Origin of the sequence: Phenylobacterium sp. LjRoot219 (assembly GCF_964252995.1) — a bacterium.
Lineage (GTDB): Bacteria > Pseudomonadota > Alphaproteobacteria > Caulobacterales > Caulobacteraceae > Phenylobacterium.
Window position 1 is genome coordinate 1,892,412 of sequence record NZ_CAXUQI020000001.1, and the last position, 22,321, is coordinate 1,914,732.

Sequence of the window (22,321 nt, forward strand, 5' to 3'; positions counted from 1 at the left end):
CGGGAGGACGCCGCGTGATCAGAACCGTATCGCAGATCAAGGATGAGCTCGCGGACCGCGAAGCGATCCGCGATTGCCTCTACCGCTATTCGCGCGGCGCCGACCGCTGCGACGAGGAGATGATCCGCAGCGCCTACTGGCCCGACGCGATCGACGATCACATGGCGTTTTCCGGGACGCGCGAGGAGCTGATCGCCTGGATGATGCCGATCATGAAGGGCGGCATGGACCAGACCCAGCACCTGATCGCCAATGTGCTGATCCAGCTGCACGGCGCGGCGGCCAATGTGGAATCCTATTTCTACGGCTTCCACCGGATCCGCGGCGAGGACGGCAAGCCGCGGGACACGATCGGCGCCGGCCGCTACCTCGACCGGTTCGAGCGCCGCGACGACGAGTGGCGCATCGCCAAGCGCACGGTGATCACCGACTGGTTTCGTGACTATCCGGACTCCGCCGACTGGGAAGCCGGCCCGTTCGGCATGCAGGTGCCGCCGGGCGGCCGACACCCCGACGACCCGAGCTACGCCTTCTTCGCCGCCCGCTGACCGCGGGCGATCGATCACAACCGCTTCATCAGGGATCGCAAGCGCGTGACGAGCGTCGTGCTTGCGGGACGGTCTTCGTCCCGCAGCGCGAGGCGACAGCCCCATGGAGACTCCCGCCTGGGCCCAACGCCCGCCGAAGACGATCCTGCTGGCGACGGATCTGAGTTGCCGCAGCGACCGGGCCATGGACCGTGCGGCGCACCTGTCGCGGCTGTGGAAGGCCCGGTTGGTGGTGCTGACGGTGCTCGAGCCGAACGCCCAGGCGATGCTCGACCGCGACGACGTCGACGACCTGCCGAGCTGGCGGCGTCCGCCCGACCGGGACAGCGCCGCGCGCGCCTATCTGGTTCGCGACCTGCCGGAGACGGTCCAGGATGTCGAGGTGCTGTTTCGCGAGGGCGTCCCCGCCGCCGTCATCGTGGCGGCGGCCAAGGAGCTCGGCGCAGAGCTGATCATCACCGGCGTGGCGCGGGACGAGCCCTTCGGCCGACAGGTGATTGGCGCGACGGTGGAGCGGCTCGTGCGCACCTCGTGCGCCCCGGTCCTGATCGTCAGAAGCCGGTTCCGGCCGTACGGCGAGGTCCTCGTGGCGACCGATTTCTCGGTATCGTCGGGACACGCGCTGACGGCGGCGAGCCAGTTCTTCCCCGACGCGCGGCTGACGGGGCTCTACGCCTGGGAGGTCCCCTACGCCGGCCTGCTCGGCAACGGTCCGTTCAGCGAGCAATGGCGCGAGATGGAGCAACGCGCCCGCGAGGAATTCCTCGCCAAGGTGGACCTCCCGCCGGCGCAGAAACGTCGGCTGCAGGTGCTGACGGAGCGCGGCCAGCCGGAGATTCTGGTCCGCGCCTACATGCTGGACAAGCAGGTCGACCTGGTGGTGATCGGCAGCCACGGCGGGGGCGGGGTGTTCGAGCGCCTGATCGGCGGCGTCGCCAAGCGCATCCTCCACGCGGCGCCGGGCGACGTGCTGGTGATCCGCGAGCCGAAAGCCGCCACGTCGCGATAGCCGCCAGTCCGTCATCGCGACGACGGGGCCCGACATCGCGGCGGTCGAGGCGCCTATTCCAGATAGGCCTCGATGTCGCCGCGGCCCACTGCGGCCTTCAGCGCGGCATGGTCGCGCTCAGCCTGGTCGGCGTAGGCGAGGCCGAACTCGCCCATCGCCTTGTCGAACGCGTCGCCGGCGCCGAGGTATCCGGCGAGGCCGGCCGCGCCGCCAGCCTTGGCGTGGGCGCGGGCGAGCACCCAGCCGCAGGCCTTGGCGTAGAGCAGCAGCATTTCCGTGTCGAAGGTCTCGACCAGGGGCTTGATCTTCGCGTCGCGAAGCTGGCGCAGGTAGTAGGCGGTCCCGGCCTCGCCGGTGGCCCACCCGAGGAAGACGTCCGAGGCGGGCTGCGAAAGGCGTTGCCCCATGACGACCCGCTGGCCGGGGTGGGCGTATTCGCTTTTGCCGGCGTAGGGTTCGAGCACGGACGCCGCCGCCTCCTTGGCCTGCAGGAACAGCGGCTGGTTCGACGCCGACATCAACAGAATGATCCAGCAGCGGCGACCGACGCTGCCCACGCCGACGACCTTCATGGCCAGGTCGACCACCTGGTAGTGATCGAGCAAGGCGCGCCGGTCCGCCGGCAGCGTCTCGCGGTACGCCGCCAGGATGCGGCCGACGCGTTCACGGAAGTCGGGTTCGCGAGCGGCGTCCGGATGGAAGATCAAGGGGGGCGTGTCGCGGATGCTCAGCTCGCCGCCGACCATGCCGGCAAGCACCGGGAAGTCCGTTTCCGAGCCGGGTCGCCTCGACGCCTTGTTGATCCGCGCCTGAACGCGCGCCCGCTGGCTGGGGGCCAGCGGGGCCATAAAGTCTTCCGCGGTGACGCGCATGTACCAGACCTCGAGCGGATGCATCTCGGCGAACTCGGCCAGACGCCTGCGGTAGCTGCGCGCGCAGGTCATGGCGGCGTCCTTGGCCCTGCCGTCCGAGAGGCCGAGCGATCGCGCCGCCAGCACGAACGAGGCGGCGAGGCGCTTGATGTCCCACTCCCATGGCGCCGGCAGGGTTTCGTCGAAATCGTTGATGTCGAAGATGATGTTCCGCTCGGGCGTGGCGAAGCCGCCGAAGTTCATCAGGTGGCAGTCGCCGCACGCCTGTACGCGCAGACCGGTCGCGGGCGTGGCGGCGAGATCGGCCGCCATGATCGCCGCCGCGCCTCGGAAAAAGGCGAAGGGCGAGGCCAGCATTCGGCCGTAGCGGATTGGGACGAGTTCCGGCACCCGCCCCTCGTCCCCGGCCTGCAGCAGCTGGATCGGATCGGGCCGTCCGTCGGGCCGCTTCCAGTGGCCCTGAGCGGCTCGCCCAACGGTGTCCCTCAGCGCCTTGCCGGCCGCGACGCGCTCGCCGATAGCGCTGTGGCGCGCCGGCGTCGCCGAATCCCGGCTGCCGGCCGCAGGAAGTGACGAAGGTCTCGCCAGGGGGCTCGCCGTGGAGTCCGAAGGCATCTCCAAGCTTGCCGCCATCACCATCTCCCAGATCGTCAATGGAAGTAGGGTCCCGGCGCCCTAGGCGCGCCATCGGGCATCCCCCCAAGACCGGGCGGATTATTCCCGCAGGAGCGTGGGCGGCGAAGACGGATCGGTGGAGCGATTTCCCAAGATTCGTCGCCGGACCAGTCACCTGGCATGGCGGTCGGTCATGCTTCGCTGTTAGCGTGCTTGTCGACTCGACGAACCGGAGGGCGACATGCGCCTGCTTGCATCAACATGCGTCGTGGCGGCCCTAACGCTGGTCACCGCGGCCGAAGCGCAGCCTTCCAGCACGTCGCCGAGCATGCAGGATGCGCGCTGCCTCCTGGCGATGGTCGCTCTCTCAAACTCCGAGGACCCCAACCAACAGCGTATGGGGCAGGGTGGGGCGATCTACTTCATGGGGCGGATCGCCGGGCGCGATCCCAATTTCGATTTTGCGAGCCTCAAGACCCTGGCGGCGAGCATGGACCTGAAGACCGCGGAAACCGACCTCCAGCAACGCTGCGGTCCGATGTTCAACAAATCGATGCAGCAGGTCGGCTCTGCGCTTGGTTCGGCTGAACCCGCGGCGCCGCCGGCGGCCCGTCCGGCTCCGCCGCCTCCGCGCAAACCCTGACGAGACCCGGCGCGGGACCTACCGAAGCGTCTCTCGCTCCAGCACAAGGATGGTGCGGCGCGCCGGCGGCGACCAGGTCCGGTAGGGGTAGGCTGAGAGTTGCCGATAGCCGCGCACCGGTCCGAAGGTGACGATGTACTGGTCGTCGGCGACCCACCACCAGCTCTTGCCCGGCGTCGCGACATAATCCGGCCGATAGGCGCGCAGGCCGTTGTACTCGAAGCCGCCGTCGATCTGGGCCGCTGACACCCCCTGCCGTTCGAGCTCCGTCAGCGCCGCCCAGCGGGCCCGGTTCCAGGCCATCAGGTCATGCTGAGCCGTGACCGCAAACAGCGCCAGCGACGCGGTCAGGATCACCGCGCCGCGCATCCGCCATGAGCCGCCGGGGGCGGGCGTCGCGGAGAGCGCCAGCAGGCAGACGACGAACGGCAGCGGCGCGAGCAGATAGCGGTCGAAGAACGGGAACAGCAGCGTCGGCGCGAGGCAGGCGAAGGCTGTAACCGTCGCGAACACGCAGGCCGAGGTGGCCGGCGGCCGCTCGCCGCGGCGCAGGGCGACGCCAAGCTCGCAGAACAGCCCCGCCACCCGCGACGCGAGCAGGAACGCGCCCCACAGCGCCAGCGCCGTCACCGCCAGCCAGAACGGCTCCGGCAACTGCGGCGGGGTGATCGCGCCGGGCAGCAGCATCGGGCCGAGGCCCTGGCGGATCAGGGTGTTGCCGCCCGACGGCATCAACCGATGCAGCGCCAGCAGGTCGGCCGCGGCGAGCAGCGTGAGGCCGGCGGCCAGCGCGCGCGGCGCCCAGCGGATCCAGGCCGCCGTGCGCGGGGCGGAGGGTTGGTCCGCCCGCGTCGCCAGCAGAAGGGGCAGGGTGGAGAGGCCGGTGTAGAGCAGGATCGTCGACAGGTTGTGCGCCAGGCGCTTGGCGGTCTCGACCGGCGAGGACAGGGTCTGGGCGATCAGCTCCGACTTGGCGTCAGACTCGGCGGGCAGCCGTCCGGTGCTTTCGAGCCACTGGCCATAGAGGACCAGGCCCGCGGCGCAGACCGCCAGCGGCAGGACCGCGATCAGCGCCCGTGGCAGCCTGGCTTCGCCGCGCGTCGCCCGCAGCAGGCCCGCCGCGGCGAAGCCGAGCGGCAGGGCGATGCCAAACTGCCGGGTCAGGGTCGCGGCGAGCGCCAGGGCGGTCGCCAGGACGACGGCCGCGGTGTCGTCTTGCTCGAGCGCTCGCAGGAACAGAGCCGCGCTCAGCACCGCCAGCATCGTGAAGTAGATGTCGGTCATGAAGCTGAAGGCGAGCGCGAAGGTGATCGGGTTGAAGGCGACGACCGCGGCCGCAAGCGTCGCCAGCGTCGGACTACGGCTCGCTCGGCCGACCAGCAGATAGACCCCGGCGGTCAGAACCAGGGCGGCGCCCAGCGTCGTCAGCCGCAGGGCGTCCGGCCCGCACGACGACAGGGCGCAGACCGGAGCCGTCAGCAGGATCTGTCCAAAGAGCGTCGCCGTGGTCCAGTCCGAGGGCCTGAAGATTCCGGTGCGGACAAAATCCTGAAGGGTCGACGCGTAGGCCCAGTCGTCGCCCAGCGGAAAGTCGCCTGAGGGGCCGGCGATGACGGCCGCCAGCACATAGACGAGCAGCAGCAGCCCCGGGGGCCAGGTCCAGGCCCAGGTTCCGGCCAGGTCGATGCGCCCTCGGTTGGCCGTGTCGGTGGAGATGGCCGTCATGTCGCGCCTCCTGGGCGCAAGTCCGCCCACAGATCCTGCGGTTACACCCGTGCGACCAGCGTCAGCCGCCTTGGCGCAGATGCGACCCGGCCGCTGGCGGCCGCATGTCGGCGGACGGGCGTTCGAAGGGCCGCAATGTCGGGATCCCGCCAAATGGGCCGCATGCACGCTCGGGCGACCGGCGGCATGGCTCCGAGCGACCGCCCGCACCCTAGGCTTCAGGTGAAGGGTCCCAGACCGCGGATCCGCCGGAGGAGGCCGCCATGCAGCTGCAGTCCTTGGGTCGCAGCGAGAGCGTCAAATTTGGCGGCAACGAGGGCGCGCGGTTCCTCGGCTTCGTGATCGCCGCCGGTTCCTCGGTGCCCTTCAATCTCGGCTCGCGGATCCTGTTTTCGACGATCTTCAGCTTCGAGATCGCGGTCATGCTGTCACAGGTCGTGGGCATGCTGGTCGCCTACAGCCTGGTGCGGACCTTCGTGTTCGAGAGCTCGCAACGGCCGGCGTCGGTCGAGTTCGCCCGCTTTTCGGTCGTGAATCTCGTGTCGCTGGCGCAGGTCTGGGTGGTGAGCACCGGTCTGCTGCGGGTCGTCTATCCGCTGATGGATTGGACTATCTACCCGGAGTTCATGGCGCACGCCGTAGGCCTGAGCGTCTCGGCGGTCACCTCGTTCGTGGGGCACAGGTACTTCTCGTTTGCGCAGTCGGTTGGCCTGAGCGCGGGCGAACCCCGCCGCAACCCGACAGGGGCGTTGCAGCCTCGGTACGGTTCCGCACAGCCGGCGGCGCGAACCGACGCGCGCGCCGTGACCCCAACTGCGCGCCGAACCGATCCCGCAGAGGTCCGCCCGCCGCTGGTCGTCGACCTCGACGGCACGCTGGCGCGCACCGACACCTTGGACGAGGCCTTCGCCGCGGCCTTCTTCCGTAATCCGTTGCTGACGCTGCTGACCGTCGCTCGCGCCTTGCCGGGCGGCCGCGCGCGCCTGAAGCAGGTGCTCGGCCGGCTGGCGCCGATCGACGCCGAGACCTTGCCGCTGCGCGATTCCCTGCTGAGCTATCTGCAGCAGCAGAAGCGCGGCGGGCGCGAACTGCACCTGGCGACCGCCGCGGATCGCGCGGTCGCCGAGGCGGTGGCCGCCCGCGTCGGGCTGTTCGGTCGGGTGTTCGCGAGCGACGGCGTGCGCAACCTGAAGGGCCGGATCAAGGCCGAGGTCCTCGCGGAGGCGTTCCCGCGCGGCTTCTCCTACGCCGGCGACTCGCGCGCCGACCTGGCCGTCTGGCGGCGCGCCGAGAGCGCCGTGGTCGTCGCCCCGCCAGCTGTCGCCCGCGGCGTCGCGCGTCTGACCGAGGTCGAGCAGACCATCTGCGACCCGCCGGTCGGGCTCAGGGCTTGGCTGAAGGCGGCGCGGCCGCACCAGTGGAGCAAGAACCTGCTGGTGCTCGTACCGATGCTCCTGGGCTGGTGGCAGATCACGCCGGAGGGGCTGGCGCGCACCTGCGCCACGCTGGCGCTGATGTGCGTGATGAGCTCGCTGACCTACATGATCAACGACGTGGCGGACGTGCAGAGCGACCGGCGTCATGCGCGCAAGCGCAGCCGCGGCTTCGCGAGCGGGGCGCTGAAGCTGCGCGACGGGTTGATCGTCGGCGGCGTCGGCCTGCCGGCGGTGCTGCTCGCCGCCTGGTTCCTGGTCGGCCCGGAGACGGCGGCCTGCCTGCTCTTCTACGCGGTGCTGACGCTCGCCTATTCCATGGGCCTGAAGCGCATTCCGCTGGCCGACTGCATGATCATCGGCGTGCTGTTTACCGTGCGGATCGCCGCCGGAACGACCGCCGGGGGACTGGCCTGGTCGCCGTGGCTGCTCAGCTTCTCGGTGTTCTTCTTCTTCTCGCTGGCGATGGTGAAGCGGCTCGCTGAACTGGTGGCCGGCGGATCCGACGCCACCGGCAGCGTCCGCGGCCGCGGCTTCCGCTACGAGGAGCGCCCGACGGTGCTGGCCTTCGGGGTGGCCGCCTCGACGATCTCGATCCTGATCATCCTGCTGTACCTGATGGAGGAGGTGTTCCCGCGGGATGTCTATGGCAATCCGCTGGCGCTGTGGGTTGCGCCGGTGCTGATCTTCCTTTGGCTCGGGCGCGTCTGGACCCTGGCGACCCGCGGCGAGATGCATCATGACCCCGTGGTCTTCGCGCTGCGCGATCAGGTGAGCTATTTCCTGGGCGCTCTGATGGGCGTCGCCTTCCTGGCGGCCCTGCTATGACCCCGCTCGCCACCACCGACGGGCTGACCTCCTGGGGACGCGTGCAGCGCGGCCGGCACGCCGTCGCGCGTCCGCGCTGGCGCTCAGACCTGCCGTCGGCGCTCCGCGCCGTCGCCGCCCACCCTGGTCGCGGCCTGGCGGTCGGTCTTTCGCGCTCCTACGGCGACAGCGGCCTGAACCCGGGCGGCGCAGTCATCGCCATGGCCGGGCTCGACCGAGCGCACGCGTTCGATCGCGAGACCGGGGTGTTGCGCGCCGACGCCGGCCTCTCGCTGGATGACCTGATCCGGATCGTCCTGCCGCACGGCTGGTTTCCGGCCGTGGTCCCCGGCACCCGGTTCGTCACGCTCGGCGGGGCGATCGCCAACGACGTGCACGGCAAGAACCATCACCGCGCCGGGACGTTCGGCCGCCACGTGCGCCGGCTGGCGCTGCTGCGCAGCGACGGATCGGTTCGCGAGCTGGGCCCCGATGAACGGTCGGGCCTGTTCGCCGCGACCATCGGCGGCCTGGGCCTTACCGGCGTGATCGCCTGGGCGGAGGTCCAGCTGGTGCGGGTGGCCGGCGCGTGGCTGGAGACGGAGGACATTCCCTTCCACAGCCTCGACGACTTCTTCGCGCTTGCTGACGCCAGCGCCGAGACCCACGCCTATACCGTCGCCTGGGTCGACTGCCTGGCGGCCGGCCGGGAGCTTGGCCGGGGCATCTTTTCGCGCGCCAACGACACGGCCGATCCAGACCGCAGCCTGCACGGCCGACCGCGGCTGACGGTGCCGCTGGACGCGCCATCTTATCTGCTGAATCCGATGACCGTGCGGGCCTTCAACGCCGGCTACTTCCGGCTGAAGTCCGCGCGGGCCGGCAAGGGCAGGGCGCACTACGCGGCCTTCTACTTTCCGCTCGACGCGATCGGCGCCTGGAACCGCATCTACGGCGGGCGGGGCTTCTTCCAGTACCAGTGCGTGCTGCCGCAGGACGAGGCGCCCGCCGCGACCGCCGAGGCGCTCGCGCAGATCGCGCGGAGCGGGCAAGGGTCCTTCCTGGCGGTGCTGAAGTCGTTCGGCGACCTGCCGTCGCCGGGCATGCTCTCCTTCCCGATGAAGGGCGTCACCCTGGCCCTCGACGTCCCCAATCGCGGGGACGTCACGCTCAAGCTGCTGGCGCGCCTCGACCAGGTGGTGCGCCAGGCCGGCGGCCGGCTCTATGCGGCGAAGGACGGGCGGATCAGCCGGGCCATGCTGCACGCCGGCTATCCGCGGCTGACGGAGTTCGCCGCGCACGCCGACCCCGGGCTCGCCTCCGGCCTCTGGAAGCGGGGCGGGTCATGAGCCGGGAGCGGGTGATCATCCTGGGGGCCACCTCGGGGATGGCCGACGCGACCGCCCGGCTCTACGCCGCGGAAGGCGCCGCCCTGGTCCTGGTGGGCCGCCGCGCCGACCGGCTCGAGGAACTGGCCGCCGACCTGCGGGCGCGGGGCGCGCGCGCCGTCGAAGTCGCCGCCATAGACCTCGCCGACGCGAGCCGGGCGGCGGAGCGGCTGGCCGCCTGGCGTCGGGGCGAGGCCGTGCAGGCCGTGCTGCTGTTCTACGGCGTGCTCGGCGATCAGAGCCGGGCCGAGGTCGACCTTGGCCACGCCCGCGAGATCCTCGAGACCGACTTCACCAGCGCCGCGCTCTGGTCGTTGGCGGCCGCCAACCTGCTGGAGGCGCAGAACAGCGGCGCGCTCGTCGTGGTGGGGTCGGTCGCCGGCGATCGCGGGCGGCAGTCCAATTATGTCTACGGCGCTGCGAAGGCTGGGCTCGGCGTGCTGGTCCAGGGGATCGCCCACCGGCTGGCGCTGCGCGGGTCGGCCGCGCGCGCGGCGCTGGTCAAGCCCGGCTTCGTCGACACCGCCATGACCGATCACATGAAGAAGGGCGGCCCGCTCTGGGCCAAGCCCGACGCGGTCGCGCGCATGATCCGCAAGGCCGCCGGCGCCGGCGGGCCGGTCGTCTACGCGCCCGGCTTCTGGCGGCTGATCATGCTGGTCATCCGGGTCATCCCCGCGCCCCTCTTCCATCGGCGCGCACTATGAGCGGGCGGCCGAGATGGTGAAGACCGTGATCATAGGGGCGGGCGCCATGGGGCTGGCCGCCGCCCACTACGCCCTGGCGCTCGGGCACGAGGTGGACCTGATCGAGGCCGACAAGGTTCCTGGCGGCATGGCCGCCCACTTCGACTTCGACGGTTTGTCGATCGAGCGCTTCTACCACTTCGTCTGCAAGCCCGACGCGCCGACCTTCCGGCTGATGGAGGAGTTGGGCATCGCCGACAAGATGCGCTGGCGCGAGACCTCGATGGCCTATTTCCACGGCGGCCGGCTGCACCGGTGGGGCGATCCGATCGCCTTGCTCACGACATCCCTGCTCAACCCGGTCGAAAAGCTGCGGTACGGCGTGCAGGTCTTCCTGACCTCGCGGCGGCGCGGTTTCGATGACCTGGAGACGGTCTCGGCCCGCGACTGGGTCGAGCGCGGGTCCGGTCGGGGGGTCTACGAGAAGCTCTGGCGGCCGCTGATGGACCTGAAGTTCTACCAGTACGCCGAGAACATCTCCGCGGCCTGGATGGCGACGCGGATCCGCCGCGTCGGCCGCTCCCGAAAGTCGCTGCTGCAAGAAGAGCTCGGCTATATCGAGGGCGGCTCGGAGACGCTGGTGAAGGCGCTGGTCGAGGCCATCACCGCCCGCGGCGGCCGCATCCACCTGGGCGCGCGGGTCGATCGCATCGAGTCGGCCGGCGGGCGCGTGACCGGCGTGCGCGCCGGCGACCTGTTCTTGCCGGCCGAGGCGGTGATCTGCACGACGCCGACGCCGCAGGTGCCGCGGCTCGCGCCCGACCTGCCCGCGGCCGCCCGGGCCGCCTACGAGGCGATCCTCAACATCGGCGTGGTCTGCGTGGCGCACAAGCTGAAGCGGTCGGTGTCGCCGCACTTCTGGGTCAACGTCGTCGAGCCCGGGATCGAGATCCCCGGCGTCATCGAGTTCTCCAACCTGCGCCCGCTGCCGGACACCGTGGTCTACACGCCCTACTACATGCCCACCGACCACCCGAAGTGGAGCTGGTCGGACGCGCAGCTGATCGAGGAGAGCTTCGGGTATCTCCAGCGCATCAACCCGCAGCTCACCGAGGCCGACCGGCTGGCCAGCCGCGCCGGCCGCCTGCGGTTCGCCCAGCCGGTGTGCGAGCCGGCCTTCGCGGCCAAGATCCCGCCGATCCGCAGCCCGATCGCCGGCCTGCAGATCGCCGACACCTGCTTCTACTATCCCGAGGACCGCGGCGTCTCCGAAGGCGCGAGGCTCGCCCGCGAGATGGCCCGCGCGATCGGCACCGACCATCAGCCGCGCCGCGAGCCGGTCTATTCGTGACTCCCGCCTGAGGCGTCGCGGATCGCCAGCAGGCCTTGCCGATCGAAGCCGCTGACCCGCCGGAAGCGCAGCGTGAACAGGCCGCGTTCGCGGAAGACCTTGAGCGACCGGGTCACGTGCAGCGTGCTGAGGCCTAGCGCGTCGGCGAGCTCCTCGTGGCGCAAGGGGAGGGCGAACTCGCCGCCTTCGGCGTCGAGGCGGTCATGCAGCTCGATCATCAGCGAGGCGATCCGGCTGAGGGGCGATCGCGTGGCGAGGCGGACGAGTTGCTCGTACCCACGCTCCAGCGCGCGTGCGGCGTGGCTCTGCGCGGCCCGCTCCAGCGCCGCCGGCCCGGCGATCTGTGTGAGCAGCACTCCGAGATCGACGGACTCGACCAGGGTCAGCGCCCTGACGGTCCAGCGCGGCGTGGGGTGCGGGAGACGCACCACGTCTCCGGGTACGGCGAAAGACACGATCTGCCGGCGCCCGTCGGGAAGCTCGCAGGCTTCGCACGCCCATCCGTCGAGCAACCAGACGAGCCGAGGCGCTGCAGCCGGTGGACGGATGGCTGCGCCTGCCGGGCAGCGCTCAAAAGCGATGTCGATCTCGTCCAGCCGCTCGGCGTCCGCCGGCGCGAGATCGCAGATGCGAGCCAGGCCGCGGGCCGCCCGTTCCATCGACGTGCCGAAGCTGCGATTGCGCTGCAACATGGCGCTTCAGCAGCCACGCCTGGCGCGTGAAGAGACTAACCTTTGGTGGGCTGACGCCGCGGCTGACGCGGGGATGTTCAATTGTCGGCAAATCGTCGCCAGCAACTGTCAAAAACCATGCACATTGTGCGCGGATATTCGGCGATGGTGCGTGTAAGTCGGCGACTGAAGGTAGTATAACCGAGTTTCCGCGCTGGTGGATTAGGTGCTCTCAAAACAGTGCGGCGGCTGATCGGCGATGAGCCGATCAAACGTTGTCCATTTGGTTCAATGATTTGGGCTGTCGCCGCGAGCCTTCTTCCACCAAGCTTCGCAGTGTCCCATCAATTATGTGGGACGGGGCTGAGTATTTCGCCGATCCTCATCTCCCGCCAACAGGCGGCGTTCCCGAGGGCTCAAGGTCCCGGGTGCGGCCGGAGCGCCTGCGTCCATCGGCGCCGAGCCGCCAACGAACAGAAAATTGGGAGGATTTCAGAGGCAAAACGACCGGCTTGGCCGTGGTCGCGGCCGGCCGGCGACTTCCGAGGGCCCGAGCGCATGCGAACCGTCGAGAAGAAGATCCTGATCGCCGATGACGACGCCTCGATCCGGCTGGTGCTCAGCCAGGCGTTCACGCGGATCGGCTTCCAGGTGCGCGCGACAGGCAACGTCGCCACCCTGCTGAAGTGGATCGCGGAGGGCGACGCCGACCTTGTGGTCAGCGACGTGCTGATGGTCGACGAGAACATTTTCGATGTGCTGCCGCGCATCCGCAAGGAACGGCCGAAGCTGCCGATCATCCTGATCAGCGCCCAGAACAACGTGCTCACCGCGATCAACGCCGCCGAGGCTGAGGTCTTCGAGTATCTCCCCAAGCCGTTCGAGGTTGAGGATGTGATCTCCGCGGCGAAGCGGGCCTTGCGTGGGCCGGCGGATCCGGAAGCCGCCAAGGCCCAGGCGCGCGCGGCGCGCGACGACCGCCTGCCGCTGATCGGCCGGTCCGCCCCGATGCAGGAGGTCTACCGAACCGTGGCGCGGCTGGTGACCACGGACCTGCCGGTGCTGATCACCGGCGAGTCCGGCACCGGCAAAGAACTGGTCGCGCGGGTGTTGCATGACATGGGCCGCCGGCGCGACGGGGCCTTCGTGGTCGCCAACGTCGCGGCCGTTGCGGGTGAGCGCATCGAGGCCACGCTCCTCGGCGACGACGACGGCGCCCCAGGCAAGCTGATCCAGGCCGCTGGCGGCACCCTGTTTCTGGACGGAATCGAGAGCCTGTCGCTCGACGCCCAGATGCAGCTGTTGCGGATCATCGAGCACGCCGAGCCTGGCGTCGATCCGAGCGGCCGCCGCCGGGCGAACCCCAGACTGGTCGCGGGCGCCACCCGGGACTTGCGGGCGCTGATGCAGCAGGCGCTGTTCCGCGAGGATCTGTTCTTCCGGCTGAACGTCGCGCCGCTGCATCTGCCGCCGTTGCGCGAGCGCATCGACGACATCCCTGATCTGGCCCGCGCCTTCCTGTTGCGGGCCGCGCGCGAGGGGCTGCCGGCGAAGACCATCGAGACCGCCGCGGTCGAACGCCTGAAGCGGCACCGGTGGCCGGGAAATGTGCGTGAGCTGGAGAACTTGATCCGTCGGATCTGCGCCCTCTACGGCGAGGACGTGATCTCCGCCCGCATCGTCGAGCGCGAACTGGTCGAGGTTCGGCGCCCCGATACCGACGAAGCGCACGGCGATCAGCCGCTGTCGCGCCTGGTGGAGAGGATCCTCTCCGGCTATCTCGCCGACCCGGCGAACTCGCCGCCGCCAGCCGGCCTCTATGATCACCTGCTCGACCAGCTGGAGCGGCCCTTGTTCCAGATGGCCCTGGCCGCTACCCGCGGCAACCAGCTGCGGGCCGCCGCCCTCCTCGGGCTTAACCGCAACACCTTGCGCAAGAAGATCGAGGATCGGGGCGTCGAGGTGATGCTGCGTCGCCGGCAGCGGCGCGGCGCTCCGCGGGATAGCGGCGCGCAAAGCAGCGCCCGGGTCACGGCGCCTCTTATGCCCAACTTGGAGCGGGCGGCGTCGGGGAATGTCAACGGCGTGGCACATCCAAAAGTATAGGGTGACGTCTCGGCGATCGCCTTGTTCGCCGTGCTGATGCGCCGTGAAATGGCGTTCCGTTGAACGAAACGCCGCGAAGTAAAAGTGGCGGACATAGATTTCACAAACGGTTTGGGAGCGCTCGGAAAGCGGTGCGCGGGGTTGCGCGTGCGTCGGAACGGATCGGATTTGCTTGGTGCGGAGGCTCGCCATGTCTGCCATTGCTCGCAATCAGCATGCCCTCGAGATCCGATCACGCGCGTCGGAGGCCGGCACGCAGGCGTCGGGCCGGCGTGGCGCGGGCCTGGCGCCCCGGGCCTGGGCGGCGATCCAATGGCTGCTGGCGCTGCTGGCGCTGATCTTCGTGCTTCCGCTGATGCTGGCGACGGCGCTGGCGGTGCTGCTGCAGGACGGCGGCCCGGTGCTGTTCCGCCAGCAGCGGATCGGGCGGGGCGGCGAGACCTTCGCCTGCCTCAAGTTCCGGACCATGGTCGTGGACGCCGAGGCGCGGCTGGCCGAACTGCTGTCGCGCGACGCCGCCGCGCTCGAGGAATGGGAGCGGGAGCAGAAGCTGCGCAAGGATCCACGCATCACCCAGCTCGGTCGCTTCCTGCGCGTCTCCAGCATCGATGAGCTGCCGCAGTTGATCAATGTGCTGCGCGGCGAGATGAACCTCGTCGGCCCGCGTCCGATCGTCGAGTCCGAGATCGCCCGCTACGGTCGCCGGTTCCGCTGCTACGGCGCAGTGAAGCCCGGGATCACCGGGCTTTGGCAGGTCAGCGGCCGCAACGACGTGGCCTATGCCACGCGGGTGGCGCTGGACACGCTTTACGCGCTGCGCCGCAGCCCGGGGCTCGACCTCTGGATTATCTATCGAACCGTCCCCGCGGTGCTGTTCCGCCAGGGCTCACGCTGAGTTGCGGAGGTCCCCATGGAAGAGTCGCTGTTCGCCTATTCGATGTGCCAGGCCGAGCAGGGCTGGACCTGGCGGCTCTGGGATGAGACCGGCGACGTGGTCGCCGCCGGCGAGGCGCCGGATCAGTCCAGCGCAAGGACGCGCCTTCGGGAGGCGTTCGAGGACGTCGAGCAGGCGCGCGGGCGCACGCCGCCTGCGGGAATGGTCTAGGTGACCGTCCAGGGTCGCGCATCTCGCCTCCGGCGTTGGCGAGATCGGAGCAAGGCGAGGCAAGTCTCGGCCGTGGCTCCGGCGGCCGATTGCTGGCCCGCCCCGTCGGCCTGACCTTGATTGCATTGAGCTTGGTTTCGGCGGCCCAAGGCGTCCGCGAAACCTGACGGCTGTGGCGGGTCCGGCCAGGTTTGCATGGCGGACCCACGGCGCCTGAGGCTGAGGGGTACGCAATGGCGGAAGTTCAGATCGGGCGGCAGGGGGCGCAGCCAGTGGCCTTCGCGAGCGCCGGGAAGCTCTCCGTCTCCCCGGCGGCTCCTGGGACGCCGGCCGCAGAGCTGCGCACCTTCTCGGCGAGCTTCGACGCCGGGGGGCTGGCGCGCCGGACGCCGGGCCTGCTCTCCGCGTCGGCCGGCTGGGCTCCGGCGGTGCATCGCGCGCGCCTGCGCGACGAGCCGCGGGTCGCCATCATCCACTACTGGCTCGTCAGGATGCGCGGTGGGGAGCGGGTGCTCGAGCGGCTCTTGAGGCTGTTCCCGCGCGCCGACGTCTTCACCCACGTCTACGATCCCAAGGGGGTCAGCGAGGTGATCCGGGAGCGGGTCGCCGGCACCACCTTCATTCAGAAACTGCCCGCCAGCAAACGGCTCTATCAGAAGTATCTGCCGCTGATGCCGCTGGCGCTCGAGCAACTGGACCTGCGCGGCTACGACCTCATCCTCAGCTGCGAGGCCGGCCCGGCGAAGGGGGTGATCGCCCCGCCCGGCGCCTTGCACGTCTGCTACTGCCACTCGCCGATGCGCTATCTGTGGGACCACTACAACGACTATCTCCAGTCGGCCGGGCGCCTCTCGCGCCTGGGCATTCCCATCCTCACCCACATGCTGCGGGAGTGGGACTGCGTCTCGGCTGCGCGGGTCGACCGGATCATCGCCAACTCGGGCTTCATCCAGCAACGGATCGAGAAGGCCTGGCGTCGCCCCTCGACCGTGGTCCATCCGCCGGTCGAGGTCTCGGCCTACCGGCCCTCGGACGAACTCGACGGCCACTATCTCTGGGTCGGGCAGACGACGCCGTACAAGCGCGCCGACCTCGCAGTCGAGGCGTTCAACGACCTGGGCCTGCCGCTGCTGATGATCGGCGACGGGGCGATGCTGGCGGACCTGAAGCGCCGCGCGCGGCCCAACGTCAAGATCGTGCCGCGGGTGTCCTACGACGATCTGCGCCGCGCCTATGCGCGTTGCCGCGCCCTGGTGTTCACGGCGGAGGAGGACTTCGGCATCATCCCCGTCGAGGCCCTGGCGTCCGGCCGGCCGGTGCTCGCCTACGGCGGCGGCGGTGCGCTGGAGACGGTGACGCCGGGGGTGACCGGCCTGTTCTTCCGCGAGCAGACCAAGGAGAGCCTGATCGCCGGCGTTGAGGCGATGGAGGCTTGGCTGCGCCACTTCGACCCGGCTGCGGCGGTCCGCAGCGCCGCGCGCTTCACGCCCGAGCGCTTCGACGAGGGCGTGCTCTCGGTCATTCGGGCCTGACAGGCGGTGCGGGCGGACTCCGCCCGGCGCGCGGTCAGTGCACCGTGGGGCGTGGCGGGTGCGCGGCCTCGGGCTCGGGCAGATCGAGGCGCGCGGGCAGGGGCCAGCCGCTAGGTCAGGGCGAGGTTGAGCCCGCGCCCCAGCCGGACCACGAACCTGGGATCGGAGACCAACGGGGCCAGAAGCTGTTCGCCCAGGCGCGGGTTCACCGGCGCGACGCCGCAGGCCACGACCAGGCGCTGCAGGTCGGTCGAGGCGCCGCCGCAGTGCCGGCAAGCGACCTCCAGGGGGCGCAGGCTGATCGCCTCGAGGGCCCGGACGAGGGCGAAGAAGCAGGCGGCCGCGGCGCTGCCGGCGTGGGCGGCGAGGCCCGCCGGCATGGCGTCGTGCGGCGAGCGTCCCGCCTCGCGGGCGAAAGCCCAGTCGCGGAAGCTGGCGATGAGAAGTCGCTCTGCCGGCGCCGGCGCGATCGTCCGGGTCGTCGTAACTGGATCAGGCCTCATCCCCGGCGGTCCCTCAGCGAAAGCAAGATCGCCAGGGTGGTTCAAATGCGAATCGGTCGCAACTTAGATTCGCAGGACAGCGAGCCGCAATCGCCCGAGCCGACTCAGAGCCGCCCGGCGAGCGGGGTCCGGTCGGCGGCCAGCGGGAAGACCAGGTTGGCCCGTTCCGCCATCTCGGTGAGGATCCAGCGGGTCAGTCGCTCATAGTGGGCGACGAAACGGGCGACCTCGGCGTCGGTCATGCCGCGGCCTTCGCGGGCGATCAGCTTGCGCTCCTGCTCGAGGCGCCATTCCAGCGTCGCCTCGAAGCTCGGCGCCTGGAGCAGCACCAGTTCCTGCAGCCGGTCGAACAGGGTCTGATAGGGCCCGTCGAGCTGGGCGTTGACGTAGGCGCGCCAGCTGCCGTCCGGGTCCTCGTCCGCCTCCAGCGCGTTGACGGGCTGGCTCAGCGCCGCCGCGCCCTGGGCGCGGGCGCCGACGCACCAGCCCTCGAAGATCACCACGTCGACCGGGGTGGCCACCGTGCGCCACGCGGCGCGCGGCTTGCGGTCGTCGGCGGCCTTGTCGAAGGCCGGCAGGGCGATCCGCCCACGGGACCGCAACTGATCGAGCGCGGCGCCGGCCATGGCGACGTCGTGCGTGCCGGGCGGTCCGCGCACGGCCAGCAGGGGATGGACCTCGCGCCCTAGCCGCTCCCGCGCTGAGCGGGGCAGGTAGAAGTCGTCGAGCGAAATCGCCACGGCCGAGAGGCCGCGGTCCTCCAGCATCCGCACGGTCGCCGTCGCGATGGTCGTCTTGCCCGAGCCCTGCGCGCCGCACAGGCCCATCAGCACCGTTTTGCGCCGGGTCTGCCGGAGCCGCGCGGCGCGGGCGGCGAGCGGTTCGCAGATGTTGTCGAGCGTCGCGCGGAAGCTTTCCGGCAAGCCCTGGTCGGCGAGGAAACGTTTGATCCAGTGGTCCGCCACGCGGCGCTCCATTCTCCGCTCGTCCCCACGAAAGCGGGGATCCAGGCAGGTTCGTCCTGCGACCTACCGGTCGCGCCGGGCTCTGGAAACAAAAAAGCCGGAGTTCCCGCTTTGGCTCCGGCGTCGCTTCGCGAGCGCGGGACCGCTTGGAGGCTAGGGAAGCGCCGAGCGGTAGACGTCCAGCGCCTGGCGGAGGTCCTCGATCAGGTCCTTCGGCTCCTCGAGGCCGACGTGCAGGCGCACCAGCGGTCCGGGATAGGCGCGCTTGAAGCGCCGCTGCTTCAGCTGAGGATCGACGGAGATCGCCAGGCTCTCGAATCCGCCCCAGGAGAAGCCCAGGCCGAACAGCTTGAGCGCATCAAGGAAGGCGTTCACCGCGGCCTCCGGTCCCGGCTGCAGCGCGAAGGTGAAGAGGCTGGCGGTCCCGGTGAAGTCGCGCTTCCACAGCTCGTGGTCGGGGAAGCTCGGCAGCGCCGGGTGGTAGATGGCCGCGACTTCCGGCTGGGCTGCCAGCCAGTCGGCGACCTCCAGGCTGTTCAGGCCTTGCCGCTCCAGACGCGCCGGCAGGGTCCGCAGGCCGCGCAGCATCTGGTAGGCGTCGTCCGGCGAGACCGCCCAGCCGAGGTGCAGCACCCCGTCGTTCAGCTTGCGCACCAGCGCCGGATCGCGCGCCGCGGCCGACCCCATGAAGACGTCGGAATGGCCGCCGACGTATTTGGTCAGCGCCTGGATCGACAGGTCGATGCCCTGCCGCAGCGGCTGGTAGAGGTAGCCCGCGCCCCAGGTGTTGTCGCAGGCGGTGAGGATCTTGCGCTGCCGCGCGAGCTCGGCGACGCGGCGCATGTCCTGCATCTCGAGGGTGAGCGAGCCGGGGCTTTCCATGAGGATCAGCCGGGTCGCCTCCGAGGCGCCGTCGACCAACTGCTCCGGGGGCAGTTGCGGGTCGAAGTAGCGCACGCTCACGCCGTAGCGCTTCAGCACGTGATCGCAGAACCGCCGGGTGGGCGCATAGATGTTGTCGACCACCAGCAACTCGTCGCCGGACTTCAGCAGCGCGAGCAGCGCGCCGGTCAGCGCCGCGAGGCCCGAAGGATAGAGGGTGACGCCGACGGCGTGCTCCATCGCCGCCAGCGCGTCCTGCAGCGCCGCCTGGGCGGCGAGCCCCTGGCGGCCATAGGTCACCTGATCGTGGTCGTAGAGCGCCTCGGCGTTCGGCATCAGCACGGTCGAGCCGCGCTGGATCGGCGGCCCGACGGTTTTGACGAGCGGTTGCGGGAGCGCGCCGGCGCGGATCAGGCGGGTCTTGTCATGCATATGCGCGCAGTTAGAGGCTGGTCGCCTAAGGGATCAAGCGGGCTCCGCCTCAAGCGCGGCGCGAACCGCGTCGAGCACGGCCGCCCAGTCGCCGGGCGCCGGCTGCCGGAACAGCCGAACGGACCCGTACCAGGGGCTGTCCTCCCGGCCGCCCTGCCAGCGCCAGCAGCAGTTCTCCGCCATCAGCAGCACCCAGGTCGGCTTGCCCATGGCGCCGGCCAGATGCGCGATCGAGGTGTCGACGGTGATCACCCGGGCGAGGCTTCGGATCAGGGCTGCGGTCTCGGCGAAGTCCGCCGCGCCGGTGTCCTCCGGCAGCAGGCTGACCGCGCCTGGCAGGCTGAGCAGGTCATCCCGGTGCTCGGGCGGCAGCGAGCGGGCCGGATTGGTCGGATGGCGAGCGTCGCCGCGCCAAGCCACGCCCACCCCCGCGCCGCCGGCCGCGCCGGGCAGATAGGGGCCGCGCGGCAGGGTCTGTTCGGTCACGCCCAGGAGGCCGGGGATCGAGCCCGGCATGATCCAGTAGTCGTGGCGAGGAATGGTCACCTCGCCCGACGCCTCGATGATCCGCGCCGGCAGAGACCTGAACAGGCGCGTGAGCGCCGGCGGCGTCAGGATCGATACGTCCGCGCCCATCGCCGTCAGCACGAGGGCGAAGCGGGCGAACATGATCTGGTCGCCGAAGCCCTGCTCCATCCAGATCAGGATCGAGCGGTCGGCTACCGGCTCGCCGCGCCATTCGGGGAAGGACAGGGCGGGTTTCGCCACCCGGCCCAAGTCGCGATCGAAGCGGACGTCGTAGCGACGGAAGCCTGCGCCGAGGTCGCCGGCGCCGAGCAGCGCCAGGCAGAGGTTCTGCTCGGCCTCCGGACGGCCGGGCGTGCGCGCCAGCACTTCGCGATAGAGCGTGACGGCCTCAGCGTAGCGGCCGAACCGCTGGGCCTCGGCCGCGCGGCGGAACAGACCCTCGGCCTCGTCCATCGTCAGGGGCCGACCACCACGTCGGTGTCGCCGCGCCCGCCCCATTCGGTCCAGGAGCCGTCGTAGACCGGCGTCTCCTCGCGGCCCAGCCGGGCCAGGCCGAGCGCCAGCACGGCGGCGGTCACCCCGGAGCCGCAGGTGGTGACGATCGGCTTGTCGAGGTCCACGCCGGCGCCTTCGAACGCCGCGCGTAGCGCCTCGGTCGGCTTCATCGTCCCGTCGGCGGCGATGAGGTCGCCCCAGGGCAGGTTCTTCGCCCCAGGCATATGGCCCGAGCGGACGCCGGCCCGCGGCTCGGGCGCCTCGCCGCGGAAGCGCGCCGCGCCGCGGGCGTCGACGAGCTGAGCGTCGCCGGTCGCCAGATGCCCTCGGACCGACTCGACGTCGCGCACCAGCTCCGGCCGGAACGCCGCCGCCAGTCGGGTCGGCGCGGGCGCTGCGGCGCCGGTCTCGACAGGATGTCCTTCCGCCCGCCAGCGGCTCAGCCCGCCGTCGAGGACGACGACGTTCGGGAAGCCCATGATCCTGAGCGTCCACCAGACCCGCGGGGCTGAGAACATGTTGCGGGCGTCGTAGACCACCACCGTCGCCTCGCGCCGCAGCCCGAGCGCGCCGGCGGCCTGGGCGAAGGCCTCCGGGGTCAGCAGCATGTGCGGCAGTTCGCTCGCCTGGTCGGCGATCGCGTCGATGTCGAAGAACACCGCGCCGGGGATGTGGCCGGCCGCATGGTCGGCGCGGCCGTCGCCGGTCTCGCCGGGCATGTACCAGGTCGCGTCCACCACCTGGACGTCGGGATCGCCGAGGCGCGCCGCGAGCCAGGAGGGGGTGACGAGCGGGTCGGTCATGAGCTGCCTCCGAGCATTTGGTCTAACGTCCGAACGCCCCCTCAGTCGGCTTCGCCGACAGCTCCCCCGCTAAAGCGGGTGGAGCAACTTGGCGCTCAGATCCTCCACCGCGCAGCGGGGGAGGTGGATCGCGCCGCAGGCGCGAGACGGAGGGGGCGTTTCGGCAGGACGACGAATTTTACGATGCCGGGATCCACGGCGGCGGCGGCAGCCCCTTTTCCTGCAGGAAGCCGGGATTGTAGATCTTCGACTGGTAGCGCTGGCCGTGGTCGCAGAGGATGGTCACGATGGTGTGGCCGGGCCCGAGGTCCTTGGCCATGCGGATCGCGCCGGCGACATTGATGCCGGTCGAGCCGCCCATCACCAGCCCCTCGTGCTCGACCAGGTCGTAGATCGCCAGCAGCATCTCCTCGTCGGAGATGCGGTAGGCGCGGTCGATCTGCAGGCCCTCGAGGTTGGCGGTGATCCGGCCCTGGCCGATGCCCTCGCTGATCGAGGTCCCTTCGGCCTTCAGCTCGCCGTCGGTGTAGTAGCTGTAGAGCGCCGCGCCATAGGGGTCGGCGATGCCGATCTGCACGTCGGACCGGCGCTCGCGCAGCGCCTGGGCGACGCCGGCCAGCGTGCCGCCGGACCCCACGGCGCAGATGAAGCCGTCGACCCTGCCGTCGGTCTGGGCCCAGATCTCCGGGCCGGTGCTCTGCACGTGGGCTTCGCGGTTGGCGACGTTGTCGAACTGGTTGGCCCAGATCGCGCCGTTCGGCTCCTTGGCGTTCAGCTCCTCCGCCAGCCGGCCGGAGTAGCGGACGTAGTTCATCGGGTTGGCGTAGGGGACCGCGTCGACCTCGACGAGCTCGGCGCCGTACAGCCGGATGGCGTCCTTCTTCTCCTGGCTCTGGGTGCGCGGGATGACGATCACCGAGCGGTAGCCGAGCGCCTTGCCGACCATGGCCAGGCCGATGCCGGTGTTGCCGGCGGTGCCTTCGACGATGACGCCGCCGGGCCGCAGCAGGCCGCGGGCCTCGGCGTCGCGGACGATGTAGAGCGCGGCGCGGTCCTTCACGGACTGGCCAGGATTCATGAACTCGGCCTTGGCGAGGATCTCGCAGCCGGTGATCTCGCTGGCGCGGCGCAGGCGGATCAGCGGCGTGTTTCCGATCGCGTCGAGGACGCTCTGTGCAATGCTCATGAGCCGCTACTTAAAGCGCACGCGCGGCGTCGAACA

Annotated in this window: 20 protein-coding genes; 11 read left to right on the top strand and 9 right to left on the bottom strand. The window is 70.5% G+C overall.

All coding sequences use genetic code 11. The features are described 5' to 3' along the window. Positions 1-14 precede the first annotated feature (14 nt). Positions 15-548, top strand: coding sequence for a nuclear transport factor 2 family protein (locus ACSQ14_RS09345; protein ID WP_436011970.1), 534 nt, complete (start codon positions 15-17; stop codon positions 546-548). A gap of 103 nt (positions 549-651) precedes the next feature. Beyond that, positions 652-1,557 (top strand): universal stress protein, encoded by a 906-nt coding sequence (locus ACSQ14_RS09350; RefSeq protein ID WP_436011972.1) that lies wholly within the window; start codon positions 652-654, stop codon positions 1,555-1,557. Between the two features lie 53 nt (positions 1,558-1,610). On the opposite strand, the gene ACSQ14_RS09355 is transcribed toward ACSQ14_RS09350, so the two are convergent. Beyond that, on the bottom strand, positions 1,611-3,062 hold the full coding sequence (locus ACSQ14_RS09355) for a DUF2252 domain-containing protein (RefSeq protein WP_436011974.1): 1,452 nt from the start codon (positions 3,060-3,062) through the stop codon (positions 1,611-1,613). Positions 3,063-3,285: 223 nt separating this feature from the next. Between ACSQ14_RS09355 and ACSQ14_RS09360 the strand changes: the two genes are divergently transcribed. After that, entirely contained in the window at positions 3,286-3,687 is a 402-nt protein-coding gene (locus ACSQ14_RS09360) for a hypothetical protein (RefSeq protein ID WP_436011976.1), read from the top strand. An 18-nt stretch (positions 3,688-3,705) separates the two neighbouring features. Here the strand turns inward: ACSQ14_RS09360 and ACSQ14_RS09365 are convergent, their stop codons facing one another. Then, the gene (locus tag ACSQ14_RS09365) at positions 3,706-5,412 is read right to left on the bottom strand and encodes a glycosyltransferase family 39 protein (RefSeq protein WP_436011978.1); all 1,707 of its coding nucleotides are present in this window, start codon (positions 5,410-5,412) and stop codon (positions 3,706-3,708) included. 263 nt (positions 5,413-5,675) lie between these two features. Between ACSQ14_RS09365 and ACSQ14_RS09370 the strand changes: the two genes are divergently transcribed. The 4 genes from ACSQ14_RS09370 to ACSQ14_RS09385 are packed head-to-tail and all read left to right on the top strand — an operon-like array spanning position 5,676 to position 11,077. Beyond that, a complete protein-coding gene (locus ACSQ14_RS09370) occupies positions 5,676-7,673 on the top strand; it encodes a UbiA family prenyltransferase (protein WP_436011980.1) in 1,998 nt (665 codons plus the stop codon). After that, complete coding sequence (locus tag ACSQ14_RS09375) at positions 7,670-9,001, top strand: FAD-binding oxidoreductase (protein ID WP_436011982.1); 1,332 nt, start codon at positions 7,670-7,672, stop codon at positions 8,999-9,001. Before ACSQ14_RS09370 ends, ACSQ14_RS09375 begins: the two co-directional genes overlap by 4 nt. Then, complete coding sequence (locus ACSQ14_RS09380) at positions 8,998-9,747, top strand: SDR family NAD(P)-dependent oxidoreductase (protein WP_436011984.1); 750 nt, start codon at positions 8,998-9,000, stop codon at positions 9,745-9,747. Before ACSQ14_RS09375 ends, ACSQ14_RS09380 begins: the two co-directional genes overlap by 4 nt. A gap of 13 nt (positions 9,748-9,760) precedes the next feature. Next, positions 9,761-11,077, top strand: a complete 1,317-nt coding sequence (locus tag ACSQ14_RS09385; RefSeq protein WP_436011986.1) for an NAD(P)/FAD-dependent oxidoreductase — start codon at positions 9,761-9,763, stop codon at positions 11,075-11,077. Here the strand turns inward: ACSQ14_RS09385 and ACSQ14_RS09390 are convergent. After that, complete coding sequence (locus ACSQ14_RS09390; protein WP_436011988.1) at positions 11,068-11,769, bottom strand: Crp/Fnr family transcriptional regulator; 702 nt, start codon at positions 11,767-11,769, stop codon at positions 11,068-11,070. The two genes, ACSQ14_RS09385 and ACSQ14_RS09390, sit on opposite strands and share 10 nt — an antisense overlap. 537 nt (positions 11,770-12,306) lie before the next feature. Between ACSQ14_RS09390 and ACSQ14_RS09395 the strand changes: the two genes are divergently transcribed. The 4 genes from ACSQ14_RS09395 to ACSQ14_RS09410 all read left to right on the top strand — a co-directional run bounded on the left by ACSQ14_RS09395 (position 12,307) and on the right by ACSQ14_RS09410 (position 16,491). Beyond that, complete coding sequence (locus tag ACSQ14_RS09395) at positions 12,307-13,854, top strand: sigma 54-interacting transcriptional regulator (RefSeq protein WP_436011990.1); 1,548 nt, start codon at positions 12,307-12,309, stop codon at positions 13,852-13,854. Between the two features lie 190 nt (positions 13,855-14,044). Further along, a complete protein-coding gene (locus ACSQ14_RS09400) occupies positions 14,045-14,749 on the top strand; it encodes a sugar transferase (RefSeq protein WP_436011992.1) in 705 nt (234 codons plus the stop codon). A 15-nt stretch (positions 14,750-14,764) separates the two neighbouring features. Next, positions 14,765-14,959, top strand: coding sequence for a hypothetical protein (locus ACSQ14_RS09405; RefSeq protein ID WP_436011994.1), 195 nt, complete (start codon positions 14,765-14,767; stop codon positions 14,957-14,959). A gap of 233 nt (positions 14,960-15,192) precedes the next feature. Beyond that, the gene (locus tag ACSQ14_RS09410; RefSeq protein WP_436011996.1) at positions 15,193-16,491 is read left to right on the top strand and encodes a glycosyltransferase; all 1,299 of its coding nucleotides are present in this window, start codon (positions 15,193-15,195) and stop codon (positions 16,489-16,491) included. Between the two features lie 110 nt (positions 16,492-16,601). On the opposite strand, the gene ACSQ14_RS09415 is transcribed toward ACSQ14_RS09410, so the two are convergent. The 6 genes from ACSQ14_RS09415 to ACSQ14_RS09440 form a co-directional block, all read right to left on the bottom strand. Continuing rightward, positions 16,602-16,994, bottom strand: a complete 393-nt coding sequence (locus ACSQ14_RS09415) for a hypothetical protein (protein ID WP_436011998.1) — start codon at positions 16,992-16,994, stop codon at positions 16,602-16,604. A 104-nt stretch (positions 16,995-17,098) separates the two neighbouring features. Further along, complete coding sequence (locus ACSQ14_RS09420) at positions 17,099-17,971, bottom strand: kinase (RefSeq protein WP_436012000.1); 873 nt, start codon at positions 17,969-17,971, stop codon at positions 17,099-17,101. A 141-nt stretch (positions 17,972-18,112) separates the two neighbouring features. Beyond that, a complete protein-coding gene (gene metC / locus ACSQ14_RS09425; RefSeq protein ID WP_436012002.1) occupies positions 18,113-19,273 on the bottom strand; it encodes a cystathionine beta-lyase in 1,161 nt (386 codons plus the stop codon). A 33-nt stretch (positions 19,274-19,306) separates the two neighbouring features. Next, positions 19,307-20,254, bottom strand: coding sequence for a hypothetical protein (locus tag ACSQ14_RS09430; protein ID WP_436012004.1), 948 nt, complete (start codon positions 20,252-20,254; stop codon positions 19,307-19,309). Between the two features lie 2 nt (positions 20,255-20,256). Continuing rightward, positions 20,257-21,099: a 3-mercaptopyruvate sulfurtransferase gene (gene sseA, locus ACSQ14_RS09435; RefSeq protein WP_436012006.1), complete on the bottom strand. Its 843-nt coding sequence runs from the start codon at positions 21,097-21,099 to the stop codon at positions 20,257-20,259. Positions 21,100-21,277: 178 nt separating this feature from the next. Further along, positions 21,278-22,285, bottom strand: coding sequence for a cysteine synthase A (locus ACSQ14_RS09440; RefSeq protein WP_436012008.1), 1,008 nt, complete (start codon positions 22,283-22,285; stop codon positions 21,278-21,280). Between the last annotated feature and the right edge of the window lie 36 nt (positions 22,286-22,321).